The sequence below is a fragment of the Roseateles agri genome (assembly GCF_034043675.1).
Lineage (GTDB): Bacteria > Pseudomonadota > Gammaproteobacteria > Burkholderiales > Burkholderiaceae_C > KK5.
Genome location: NZ_JAXCLA010000005.1, coordinates 378,740 through 390,916, shown reverse-complemented (window position 1 = coordinate 390,916; position 12,177 = coordinate 378,740). Strand labels below are relative to the sequence as shown.

The 12,177-nt window shown below is 70.5% G+C and carries 8 protein-coding genes; 1 reads left to right on the top strand and 7 read right to left on the bottom strand.

The annotated features are described in order from the left end of the window. Positions 1-2 precede the first annotated feature (2 nt). Positions 3-767: a substrate-binding periplasmic protein gene (locus SNE35_RS17280; RefSeq protein WP_320424172.1), complete on the top strand. Its 765-nt coding sequence runs from the start codon at positions 3-5 to the stop codon at positions 765-767. Positions 768-779: 12 nt separating this feature from the next. Here SNE35_RS17280 and SNE35_RS17275 read toward each other — a convergent pair whose 3' ends face one another. From SNE35_RS17275 to SNE35_RS17245, 7 genes are read right to left on the bottom strand one after another with little or no spacing between them, the layout of a single operon-like run. Beyond that, positions 780-4,061, bottom strand: coding sequence for a GH36-type glycosyl hydrolase domain-containing protein (locus SNE35_RS17275; protein WP_320424171.1), 3,282 nt, complete (start codon positions 4,059-4,061; stop codon positions 780-782). 5 nt (positions 4,062-4,066) lie between these two features. Next, the gene (locus tag SNE35_RS17270) at positions 4,067-4,837 is read right to left on the bottom strand and encodes a carboxylesterase family protein (RefSeq protein WP_320424170.1); all 771 of its coding nucleotides are present in this window, start codon (positions 4,835-4,837) and stop codon (positions 4,067-4,069) included. A 20-nt stretch (positions 4,838-4,857) separates the two neighbouring features. After that, positions 4,858-7,833 carry a discoidin domain-containing protein gene (locus tag SNE35_RS17265; RefSeq protein WP_320424169.1) on the bottom strand — a complete coding sequence of 992 codons (2,976 nt, stop codon included), beginning with the start codon at positions 7,831-7,833 and terminating at the stop codon, positions 4,858-4,860. Beyond that, positions 7,833-8,645 (bottom strand): carbohydrate ABC transporter permease, encoded by an 813-nt coding sequence (locus SNE35_RS17260; RefSeq protein WP_320424168.1) that lies wholly within the window; start codon positions 8,643-8,645, stop codon positions 7,833-7,835. Before SNE35_RS17260 ends, SNE35_RS17265 begins: the two co-directional genes overlap by 1 nt. Further along, a complete protein-coding gene (locus SNE35_RS17255) occupies positions 8,642-9,517 on the bottom strand; it encodes a carbohydrate ABC transporter permease (protein ID WP_320424167.1) in 876 nt (291 codons plus the stop codon). The genes SNE35_RS17260 and SNE35_RS17255 overlap by 4 nt, the downstream gene beginning before the upstream one ends. Then, positions 9,514-10,764, bottom strand: coding sequence for a sugar ABC transporter substrate-binding protein (locus SNE35_RS17250; protein WP_320424166.1), 1,251 nt, complete (start codon positions 10,762-10,764; stop codon positions 9,514-9,516). The genes SNE35_RS17255 and SNE35_RS17250 overlap by 4 nt, the downstream gene beginning before the upstream one ends. Further along, a complete protein-coding gene (locus SNE35_RS17245) occupies positions 10,761-12,176 on the bottom strand; it encodes a glucoamylase family protein (protein WP_320424165.1) in 1,416 nt (471 codons plus the stop codon). The genes SNE35_RS17250 and SNE35_RS17245 overlap by 4 nt, the downstream gene beginning before the upstream one ends. Between the last annotated feature and the right edge of the window lies 1 nt (position 12,177).

Below are 12,177 nucleotides of genomic sequence, written 5' to 3'. Positions count from 1 at the left end.
TGATGAACCGGCGCGACGCCATTGCGGGCCTGCTGTGCAGCGCAGCAGCCGTGGCACAGGCGAACGCCGAAGAGCGCCCGCTGGTGTTCGCGATGATCCGCCCCGAGACGCAGTTCCTCGGCCGCTGGCAGCGCCTGATCTACCGCGAGGCTTTCGCGCGGGTCGGGCGCGACATCGCTTTCGTCGACTACCCGGCCGCGCGCGCCAGCGTCGAGCTGGATCGCGGCAGCATTGACGGCGAGGGCGGCCGGCCGCTGAGCTACGCCGATTCGTCGAAGAACATCCTGCGCCTGCGGGTGCCGCTGTTCGAGGTCACCTACGTGGCCGTCGGGCGCCGCGGCGAGCTGCCGCCCATCTCGAGCTGGGACAGCCTGAAGGACTTCAAGGGCGTGGTGGCGTACAAGGCCGGCGTCTACACGACGTCCACGCAGCTGCCGCGTGTGCTGCCGGTGAACCGGCTGATCGGCCTGCCCGAGACCGATCGCGGCCTCAAGATGGTGGCGCTGGGCCGCAGCGATCTCTACATCGACGAGGAGCTGACGATCTTGTCCGCGCTTGTCGATGCCGAACTCGCCACCTTGCCGCTCGCCCGAGCCGGCGTGCTCGGCACCGTCGATGTCTACGGCTATCTGCACCAGCGCCACGCGGCGCTGGCGGTGCGCCTGGGCGACGTGCTGGCGCAGATGCAGAAGCAGGGTGACATCGAGCGCTTGAGGCGCCAGGTAGAGAAAGAGTTCCTGGTCAGCACGGACCGCTGGCGCCCATGAGCAACAGGGCGGTCAGTTCGTCCGCACCTCGACCTGCAACACGCTCCCCGCCGCCGGCCGAGCGATCGCCACGGCGCCGGGCCGGTACGGATGGTCGCGCCGCGTGAACGGCAAGACCTGGCCCTGTGCGTCGATCAGTTCCGTCACGCCCGCGCCCTGCGGGCCCGGCTGGTAGTGCAGCTCCAGCGTGAAGTCCGCCAGCGCCACGCGGGCGCGCAGGCCGGCCAGCTCCTGCGGCATCACCGGGTCGATCAGCAGCGTGTCCTGCTCCAGCCGCAGGCCCAGCAGGTGGTTGATCACCAGCGACAGCATGATGCCCGGACCGCTGGAATAGACGCGCCAGCCGCCGTCGAGCTGCACGCTGCCCTGGGCCACGCGGCCGTAGTCGGCGTGGGCCTCGTAGCGGTCGGCAAAGGCGGCGTCCGAGCTGGAGTAGTAGCAGTTGGCCTGGCGCGGCCCGGCGCTCGGCACGCGGTCACGGATCAGGATCGGATGCGCCAGGTTCAGCGCGCGCCAGAACGCATCGGCACGGCCCAGGTGCGCGAGCATCTGCGCCCAGCGCAGGTGGGCATGCATGTACATGATGCCGATCTCGCGGCCGAAGAAACTGCTCGACTCGGCGCGCTGGAAGCGCGTCATCAGGCCGCCGTGATAGGGCAGCGGGGCGTCGAACAGGCGTGCGCCGTCGGGGCCCTGCAGGTGGCGGTCGATGGCATCGGCCTGGGCGGCGGCCTGCGCGGGCGTCAGCAGGTTCTCCAGCACCGAATGCATCATCGGCAGCAGGCTGTAGTGCAGGCCGGCGGTGGGCGCGCTCGGGTGGATCCACAGTGCGCTGTCGCCGCCCGGCGGGAAGTGCGCATAGCCGGTGACGATGCCGTCGCGAACCAGCTCGCGCTGGAAGGCGGCCTTGACTTCGTCCGCCTGGGCGCGCAGCCCGGCGGCGTCCGTCGCCAGATCCAGGTGCTCGTAGGCCTCGGCCAAGGTCGTCAGCATCTGGGCATGCAGAGTGACGGTCCAGGCGCTGCACAGCGATTCGCGCAGCGCCGGGTCGGCCGGCTGCAGCGCGTCGTTCCAGTCGCCATGGCCATAAGCCACGAGGCCGCGGCCCGGGATCATGCGGCGCGCGATCAGGTTCAGCGCGCGCCGCATGTGGGCGCGCAGCGGCTCGGCCGGCGCGTCGTGATAGGGCAGGGGCTCGTCCAGCAGCGTGGCGTCGCCGCTGGCGATCAGGTAGCGGGCCACGCCCAGCAGCGGCCAGAAGACGATGTCGCCGTGCGAGTCGCCGGCGCGGATCTCGGCGTCGCGGGCGAAGAACATGAACCACTGCGGCCAGTCGCCATCAGCGTTCTGCGCGCTGAAGACGCGCACCAGCAGGTCGCGCACGGGCGCCGTGCGGCCCAGCGCCAGCAGCATCTCCAGCGGACCCTGGCACACGTCGCGCACGCCCCAGCCGCCGCCGGAGTACTGCTCCAGGCCGCGCGGCGCGAGGTAGTGGACGAGGGCGTTCTGCGCCAGCCAGGGCAGCATCGTCGCCAGCGGTGCGGCCTCGGCAGGGCCGCTCAAGGCCGGCAGGGCCGGCAGGCCGATCTGCGGCTTGGCGTCGAGGTCGGCGGCGGACTGTTCGGCGATCAGGCTCAGGTGCGCTTCGCGCGTGGCGGCGAAGCGCAGGCCGAACAGACCGTCCAGCGCGACGGATTCGGCCGTCGCCTCCAGTCGCAGCGCTGCGCCGGGCAGGCGCTTGGCGAGTTCGCTGCTGGCCGGCGCACTGAGGCGCCAGCCGCCAGGGCAGGCACTGGCGCCCAGCGGCAGGCCGGGGCCGGAGTCGTCGTCATCGTTGCGGGCATCGAGGCTCAAGGTGAACTGCAGGGCCTCGCCTTCCAGCACGCGCAGCGTCAGCGCCATGCGCTCGGGCGTGTCGCCGGCGCTGCTGCTGACCTCGATGAGGCCGCCGGCATGGGCGTAGAGCCAGTGGCAGCCCTGCGGTTCGATCACGAAGGTCGAGGGCAGGCCCAGCACCTGCCAGGCGTCGCCGTCGGCGGCACGCACCCAGGCGCGCAGACCCTGGCTGCGGTAGAAGCCCAGCATGCCGCGCTGGGTGGACAGCATGCGGCCCAGCTTCACGTGGCCCTGGGTCAGCATCGAGTGGAAGATGCCGCCCATCCAGCAGGTGCTGGTCAGTGCGCGCTCGTCAGGGGTCAGGTGTTGCCCGGCGCGCAGCACGTGGCCGTGCGGCCGGTCGACCAGCAGTTCCTTGGCGCGCAGCACGACGTGGCGCGCCTCGGCCTGGAAGAAGGACAGCAGCCGGCCGTCCGTGCCGTGCTCGGTCTGCTGGCGCTCGGAGCCGAACAGCGCGCCGATCTCGTCATCGCGCAGATCGCGGGTCGGCAGCATCGCCAGCGACGCGAGGGCGGCGGGCGCGATGGCGTGGGCGGCGCCCGTCACGGCAGCCGGCCCGGCAGCTTCGGGCAGTGCAAGCGCGCCGGCGGCGAGCACGCGGTCCGCGTCGCCGCTGGCCGCCTCGTGCTGCGGCAGCAGCGCGCCGAAGAAGCCGCCCTGCCAGACGGCACCGGACACCAAGGTGTAGGTCGCGTCTTCCAGCAGGCCGAACGAGTGCTCGTGCTGGAGCCGCTTGCCGGGCAGGCCCTGCTGCAGCGCGGGCGGTTCGCGGTCTTCGTGCAGCGCCTTGGCGTGGAACTGCAGCGCGTCGGTCCCGAAGGAGATCGCATGGCCCAGCGAGCCCAGCATCAGCCAGGGATAGAGCCCGCGCTGGGCCTGGTTCTGGCGCGCGGCCAAGAGCCAGCCACGGTCGTCGTCGGCCAGCGGCTGCCAGTCGATGTACTGGCTGACGTAGAACTCGTTGACCGCAATCGTCTGCGGGCTGGCGAGGCCGACGTCCTGCACCAGCATCAGGCTGGTTTCGCAGGGGGCGCTGCCGCGGTTCTCGATGCGGACGTGCCAGAACCAGGCGGCCGCGTCCTCCGCCAGCCGCCACTGGGCGAGCACGGAGAGGCCCTGCCAGCTGCCGCTGAGGGTTAGCGCCAGCGCGTCGTCCGCCGTGTGGATGCCCAGCGGCGAACGCGGGCCGAACAGCGGCACCGATTGCCAGTTGCCGCCGGCCACGCGGCGGCGCAGCCAGACATTGGCCGGCCCGCCTTCGATCGCGTTGCCGGGGAAGAGGTTGAGCATCAGCGGCTGCTGGGCATCGCCGGCCAGCAGGCGGCGTGCGGCGCCGTGGCCGGCGTCGAGTTCGAAGCGGAGGCCGGCGCGGTTGGAGAGGGTGTGTACTGCTGCCATCGTGTTTATCCTGCGCGCTTCTGCGCGAGTAGCCAGGGGACGAGCCCGGGGTCCTGGTAGGCCGGAATCCAGGAGCCGTGGTTCACGCCCGGATAGATGGTGAACTCGACCGTGCCGCCTGCGGCGCGCAGGGCATCGACGCAGGCTTGCTGGTCGGCCAGCGGCACGACGTCGTCGCGGTCGCCGTGGTAGGCGCGCACGGGCACCTTGCGCATGGCGGCCACGCGGGCGGGGTCGCCATGGCCGCAGACGGGGGCGATGCCGGCGAGATCGTTCGGGTGACGCGTCGCCCAGTTCCAGACGCCATGCCCGCCCAGCGAGAGGCCGGTGCCGAGGCAGCGCTGCGGATCGACGTAGAAGCGCGTCTTCAAGGCGTCGAGCAGCGCGTGCAGCTCGTCGGGCTCCCATTCGCGATCGTCCTGCAGTTGCGGGCTCACCAGCACGAAGGGGTAGGGTGCCTGGTCGCCCTTGGCGGCATGCATCGGCGGGCCGTTGCGCAGCACGGCGTCGAGCTCGGTGCCTCGCTCGCCCGAGCCGTGCAGGAACACGACCAGGGGCCACGGGCGCTCGGCCTGCAGGTAGTCGGCCGGCAGCCAGACCCACATGCGCGACAGCGGCATGCCGTCGATCCTCAGCATCATCTGGCGGCCCGGCTGCAGGCCCGCCGGCAGCGGCGGACGGGCGGGGCTCGCTGCATTCGGTGCCGGCGGCGCGGCGCAGGCGCCGAGCATGGCGCCGGCGGCCAGCACGACCAGGGTCTCGCGGCGGTTCGTCATTGTTCTTCCTCCTTGATCTCTCAATCGAATTCGATGCTGCGGGCCTCGGCGGGGATGGGCAGTTCGCGGCCTTCCCACTTCATCGTCTGGCCGTTCAGCCGGGCGCGGGGCAATTCGCCATCGGGCCAGGCCAGGCGCAGCGGCGTGCCGGCCGGGCGCTGCTCGATCGCCAGTCGCCAGCCGGTCTGCGTGCGCAGCAGCGTCCAGTCGAGCCGGCCGCCGTGGGTGCGCAGCCCGGCGATGCCGACGTCGCCGGCCAGGCGCATCGGCGCGCTGATGCCGGCGCCGAGCACCAGGGCGCCGTCGCTTTCGCGCTCGTAGGCGAACAGGTCCAGCGCGGAGCGCAGGAAATCGGAGGCGACCCAGGCGTGCGGCATGTCGCCGAGGAACTTTGGCTCGCGCGGCTCGCGCATCACCACCTCGGCCCACTGGTGCCAGGCGGCCGGCCGCTGGTCCTTGAAGAAGAACTGGAGCAGGGCCTGCGCGTCGTCGGCCTGCCCGAGTCGGACCAGCGCGCCGATGGTGCGCAGCTCGTAGGGCGTGTAGTCGCGTTGCGGGCGGGTGCCGTCGGCGCGGGCCAGTGCCGATTCGGTGTAGCGGACGAAGGTGTTGGCCAGCAGCTTGGGCGGCAGCAGGTCCGCGGCCTGGGCCGGGTCCAGCGCCATCGTGCTGGAGGTCGGGTCGAAGTCGCCGCGGTCCGCGGCGCCGGAAAGGGTGTCGAGCTTGAACACGGCGGCGGTGTTGCGCACGGCGGCAGCCAGCGAGCCGGCGAAGGCATCGCGCGAGCGCTCGAAGGGGCCGGCGTCCTGGCCCAGCGCCTCGGCGATCTGCACCGCGTCCTTGTAGCCGCGTAGGGCCCAGAAGTCGTCCCAGAACGAGTAGGCGGCCTTGTCCGAATAGCCTTCGTGGCTGATCGAGGGTGGCATCAGGCCGCGGGCCTGTGGCGGCGTGTCCGGGCCCAGCGTGCTGGCGCGCAGCTTGTCCATGTAGGCGACGACCTTCTGCACGCGTGGCCAGTGGCGGGCGAGCCAGGCCTTGTCGTGCGTGTACCGCCAGACCTCGGCGACGGCGAACAGGTACTGGCCGTGGCTGTCGTTCTCGGCCACCGGGTCGGCGCCGAAGCGGTCGATGCAGCAGGGCACCTTGCCGCTGGCGAAGATCTGCGGCTCGAAGCCGTCGATGAAGTCGCGCGCGGCGGCCGTCTCGCCGACGCGCAGCAGGGCCTCGGCCATCATCGCGCCGTCGCGGATCCAGCTGCGGCCGTAGGCGCGCGTGCCGGGGCGCAACGCGGCGCCTTCGCGCGACAGCAGCATCTGCGACCAGGTGGTCTTGATCGTGCGGGCCAGTGCCTCGTTGCCGGGCGGCAGGGTCAGCTTCAAGCTGCCCAGGCGTTGCTGCCAGGCCTGCTCGATGGCGTCGAAGCCGGCCGCGCCGTCCAGCTTCGTGCGCGGCGCGAGCGCCATGGCGAAGTCCAGCACGCGCGATTCGCCGGGGGCGAGCTGCAGCGAGCGGGCGAGGGCGGCGGAGACGAGGCCGTCGGCGTCGCGCAGATCGGTCGTCAAGGGTGCGGCCGCCTGCAGCGCCTCGCGGTCCACACTGCCGGCCAGCGCGCGCACGGCGTCGGGCTTGAACATCGGGCGGATCGCCGGCTGTCCGTTCAGGGTCAGGTCTTGTCCGTTCCACGCCAGCTGGCGGATCGGGCTGAAGCCGCCCGGCGTGTTGAGGAACTGCTGCGGCGGATTGACCTGCCAGGGGCGCAGCAGCCACTGCATGTCCAGCGCCAGCGCCGTCTTGCCGGTGTTGCGCAGCGTGTAGCGGGCCAGCAGGCGCGGCGCGGTGGACGAGCCGTCGGCGGCGGCCGTGACGTCCAGCTGCAGGCCCGGCCAGACGAGGTGGACGCTGGGCAGCGGCAACTCGCCGCTGGCCAGCGACTGGCCGATGCCGGCACGGCTCCAGTCGAGCCAGCGGCTGTTGCCCTTGTCGTCCGTCATGCGGATCTGCGGTTCCAGGCTGGGGCCGCCGCGGCCCAGCTCCAGCGCGCCGTCTTCGCTCAGCAGCGCGGAATGCTCGGCACCACCGTCCACGCCGACCAGGGTCCAGTAGTTCTGCTGGCCGCTGAAGGCCCGCGGCAGGGTGCCCTGGGGCAGGCGGCGGGCCAGGTCGGCGAGCATCGCGTTGCGGTCGGGCCAATCGGCATCGGCGCCGGGCTCGGGGCTGGGCAGGCGCAGCTCGGCCAGGCTCATGCCTGGCTCACCGGTGATGCGCAGCCAGCGAGCGTGGGCATCGGGCAGGAAGAGGGCATCGAGGCCGTGGCTCGCCGTCTCGGCGCCGAGCGGCGTCCAACGGCGCTTGTCGATCGAAGTGCTGATGCTGAACTTGGCCGGCGCCTGGGCCCAGCGCAGCAGTAGCCCGCTGAAGTCGCGCTCGCGGCCGAGGTCGACCAGCAACTGCGCGCCCTGCTGCTGCAGGACCGGGCGCTGCGGCGGCTGGGTCAGCGGTGCGCGCGGCACGAGACTCAGCGCACCGAGGCAGACGACGCCGCGGCCCGCCTGCGCACCGGGGCCGGTGCTGGCGACGACCAGCTCCACCGTCTGCGTGTGGCGCAGCGTGTGGTCTTCGGCGGGGCCCCAGGCGAAGTCCATCGAGCGGCGCTGCGCGCGCAAGGTGCGTGGCTGGGCCGGCGGCGCGAAGCCGGGTTTGTTGAGCCACCAGACGTTGTCGCCGCTGGCGTCGGCGAACTTGAGCTGCAGCGCATTGGCGTCGCCCTGGCCCTGCAGGGTGGCGGCAAGCTCGAAATCCTCGGGCCAATCTAGCGGCAAGCTGCGGCGCATCACCGCGTAGCCGGACACGCCCTTGAAGTCGTAGTGCAGGCATTGGCGGCCGTCGGCCTTGGCCTCGACGCGCGACTCCACCTGGTCGGAGGCCGCAGCCTGCCAGGGCTGATGCAGGTCTACGTTCACCGCGGCTCCCGCCAGCAGCATCGTCATGAGCACCATCACTTCACTCCCCCCATCAACAGGCCTTGCATGTAATAGCGCTGCAATGCCAGGAAGAGCAGCAGCACCGGCGCGATGGTGATCACCGCGCCGGCCATCATCATCTCAACGTCCTGCACGTGTTCGCGCGACAGCGCGGCCAGCGCGATCGGAAGCGTGTAGAGCCGGCCATCGGTCAGCACGATCAGCGGCCACATGAAATCGTTCCAGCTGCCCAGGAAGGTCAGCACCGCCAGCGTCACCAGCACCGGCGTCATCAGCGGCAGCACGATGGAGATGAAGATGCGCCACTCGCTGGCGCCGTCCAGCCGGCCGGCCTCGATCAGCTCGCCGGGCATGCCCAGCGCGTACTGGCGCACGAGGAAGATGCCGAAGATGCTGGCCATCGAGGGCACCAGCACGCCGGCCCAGGTGTTGACCAGGCCCATCTCCTTGAGCATCAGGAACAGCGGCAGCATGCCGACCTGGCCCGGGATCACCAGGGCGCCGAGCAGCAGGGCGAAGAGCTTGTCGCGGCCGGCGAACTGCAGCTTGGCGAAGCCGTAGCCGGCCAGCGCGTTCAGCAGGGTGGACACCAGCGTGACGGCGCAGGCCAGGCCCAGGCTGGTGAGGAAGGCGCGGCCGAAGCCGCCGGACTTCAGCAGCTCCGTGTAGCGCGCCAGGCTCGGCTCCGCGGGCAGCAGCGGCGGCGGATAGTTGCTGGCCTCGCCCGGGCGCATCAGCGAGACCGACAGCATCCACAGCAGCGGCGCGATGGCCAGCAGCGCGGCGGCTGTCAGCGCGAGGTTGACGGCAATGGACTTGGCCTTCATGACGCCGTCCTCGCCATGCGCATCAGGCCGCGCGTCACCACCACGATCAGGCCGAACAGCAGGAAGGCCACGGCCGAGGCCTGGCCCAGGTTCCACCACTTGAAGCCCTGGTCGTACATCAGGTAGAGGACCGAGACGGTGCTCTGCAGCGGCCCGCCCTGCGTCATCACATAGGGCTCGGCGAAGAGCTGGAAATAGCCGGCCGTGGTGAGGATGGCGACCATGAAGCTGGTCGGCGCCAGCGAGGGCAGGGTGATGTGGCGGAATTTCATCCAGCTGCGCGCACCGTCGAGTTCGGCCGCTTCGTAGAGGTCGGCGGGGATGGCCTGCAGCGCGGCCATGAAGATGATCATGTTGCCGCCGAAGTTCTTCCAGGCGGCGAACAGGATGATGGTCGGCATCGACCAGTGCGGGTCGCCGAGCCAGTCGACCGGGTTCAGGCCGAAGGTCTGCAACGCTTCGTTCACCAGGCCATAGCGCGTGTGGAACAGGTAGCGCCAGATGACGGCCACGGCCACCAGCGTGGTGACGACCGGCGCGAACAGGGCCGTGCGGAACAGCGGCTTGAAGCGCGCCAGCGGCGACTGCAGCAGCAGGGCCATGCCCAAGGACAGCGCGATCGACAGCGGCACGCCGACCGCGACGAAATAGACCGTGTTGCCCAACGCCTTCCAGAACAGCGGCTGCTGCAGCAGCTCCCAGTAGTTGGCAAAGGCCACGAAGCGCAGGTTCTGCAGCGAGACGAGCGCGTAGAGGTCGAAGTCGGTCAGGCTCAGCGCCAGGCCGATGAAGACCGGCAGCACGAAGAACAGCACGATGACGGTCAGGGCCGGCAGCACGAAGCCCAGGCCGGAGAGATTCTGGCGATTCACGCGCGGCCCCTCTCGTGCAGCCAGCGGCGCTTGGCGAGGATGCGATCGACGTTGGCGTCGATCTCGCGCGCGGCCTGGGTGGCCGAGCTGCCTTCCGCCGCGGCATGGGCGGCGCGCAGCTGCATCTCGTTGACGATGCGCTCCCATTCGGGCACTGGCGGCGCGGGCCGCACGCGCTCGAGCTGGTCGGCGAAGGCGCGGGTGCGCTGGTCGGCACCGATCGCTGCCCAGGCGGACTTGCGCGGCGGCAGGTCGCCGGTCAGCGTGTAGAAGCGCGCTTGCACGGCAGGTCGGCTGAGGAAATCGATGAGCTTGAAGGCATCGGCCTGGCGGCGCGAGTGCTTCATGACGACGAGGCTGGACCCACCGGCCGTGGATGCGCCCGGCCCGGTCGGCCCCGGCAGCGGCGCGGTGCTCCACGCGTCTTTCAGATGGGCCGGCATGCGTTTCTTGAATTCGCCGATGTTCCAGGGCCCGGAGATGTAGAACGCGAAGCGGCCCTTGCCGAACTCTTGCCAGACGTTGGCGATCTGCTGGTCCGACTCGACCGGCGCGAAGCCGTCGCGGATCAGGCCGAGGTAGAAGTCCAGCGCCTTGCGGAAGCCGGCGCTATCGAAGTTGCCGCGGGTGTTGGCGTCCTTCAGCAAGGGCTCGTCCTGCTGCAGCGCCAGGGCCAGCAGCGGCTCGAATTCGTTGTTCGGCAGGATCAGCGGTTGGGCGATGCCGATGCGCTGCAGCGCGGCAAGCTGGGTGCGGAACTCGGTCCAGTCGCGCGGCGGGTGATTGAAGCCGGCGCGGGCCAGCAGGTCGCGGCGATAGAACAGCAACCGTGTGTCCACGTACCAGGGCAGGCCCAGCAGCTGGCCGTCGATGACGTTGGTGCGCCAGATGCCGTCGAAATAGTCTGCGCGGTCAACGGTGCTGCCCTCTGTGGCGACGAAGCCGTCAAGCGGCGCCAGCGCGTTCAGCGCGCCCAGCTCGGCCACCCAGGTGTTGCCGAGCTGTGCCATATCGGGCAATGCATTGCCGGCGAAAGCGGTCAGCAGTTTTTCGTGGGCGGCCGTCCAGGGCAGTTGCTCGACCTGCACCTCGATGCCGGGCTGCTCGCGGTTGAACTCTTCCAGCAGTTCGGTGACGACTTCGCCTTCGCGGCCCATGGCCCAGAAGCGCAGCGGGCCCGTGCCGCTGGCGCAGGCGGCCAGCGGCGCGGCGGCCGCGGCCTGGAGCAAGGTCCGCCGACGAATCACAGCCAGCCGCCCTTGAAGCCGGCCTTCAGCAGCGCGCGCTTGATATGGGCGTTGCGCCGGGTCGCGCGCCAGACGGTCTGGTCGCGATGGTTGGCGAGCATGGCCACCAGCGGGCCCTGGTCGATGCCGATGTGGTCGGTGTCGAACCAGCCGAGGTCGGGCACGACCTTGCCCTTGTCGAGCTTCACGTCTTCCAGGCGGAAGGTGGTGTTGAAGGAATCGACGAAGCCGTAGCGGCCGTAGAGGTGATTGCCAAACTTCTCGCGCATGTACATCAGCGCGCTGATCGATTCCTTGGGCGTGAAGACAATCGACGAGCCTGCGCCATAGGGCGCCAGCGTGCCGTCGTCCCACACGTTTCCGCCCACGCCGCGGCCGGCGTAGGAGTGGAACTCGCGCTTCTTGCCGTCGACCACGCGGGTCACGTCGGCCGGGCCGTCGCTGGCGGTGATGCCCCAGCAGTCGGGACCGTAGTCGCGCCAGCCGTTGGGGTTCACCGTGGCGTAGGTGCGCTGGGCCAGGGTGGCGCGGCGCGAGTTCTCGAAATAGTCGATGCCCTTGCCGGCCATGAAGGTGTCGGCCATGCCGCGCAGGTCGAACCAGCACTGCGTGAACTGATGGCCGAACAGCGGCGGGAAGCGCACGAAGGTCTGGCCCCATTCCGAGCCCCAGGCCTCCGGCAGGCCGCTGGCCCAGGCGTCGTAGCTGTCGCGACCCAGCGCGCGCGTGGGCGAGCCGAGCGCGATCAGGTAGACGAAGTGCGCCTCGTCATAGGCGCGCCAGTCCCACTTGATGTGGCCCGTTTCGGGATGCCAGCCGTGGCTGATGAAGGGCTTGCGCACCATCGCCCAGGCCCAGTCCACGCGGCCGTAGATCTCGTCCACCAGATCGCGCAGCTTCGTCTCTTCCGGCGTGGCGGCGTCGAAATAGCTCTGGCAGGCCAGCATGCCGGCGATCAGCAGCGCGGTGTCGACGGTTGACAGCTCGGTGTCCTTGAAGCGGGTGCCGGTCCTCGAATCGAGGAAGTGATAGAAGAAGCCCTTGTAGCCGGCAAAGCCGCTGCGGCCTTCGCCCTGCGGCGCATCGCGGAAGAACTTCAGCGTGGTCAGCACGCGATCGCGCGCCGAGGCCCGACTGACCCAGCCGCGCTCGGCGCCGATGATGTAGGCCGTCAACGCAAAGCCAACCGCCGCGATCGAGCAGAAGCTCTCGCTGGGCCAGCGATCCGGCGTCAGGCCGTTCGCCGGGGTGGTTTCCCAGAAATAGTTGAAGGTGCGCTGCTCGAGTTCGTCGAGGAAGGCGGCTTGTGCGACTCCGGACGGGGCGGAGTCGGCAAAGGCCCGTGAGCCCGCGAGCAGCGCGCTGCCCGCGCCGATCAGCAGCGAGCGGCGGTTCAGGAGGAAGTCGGTCATG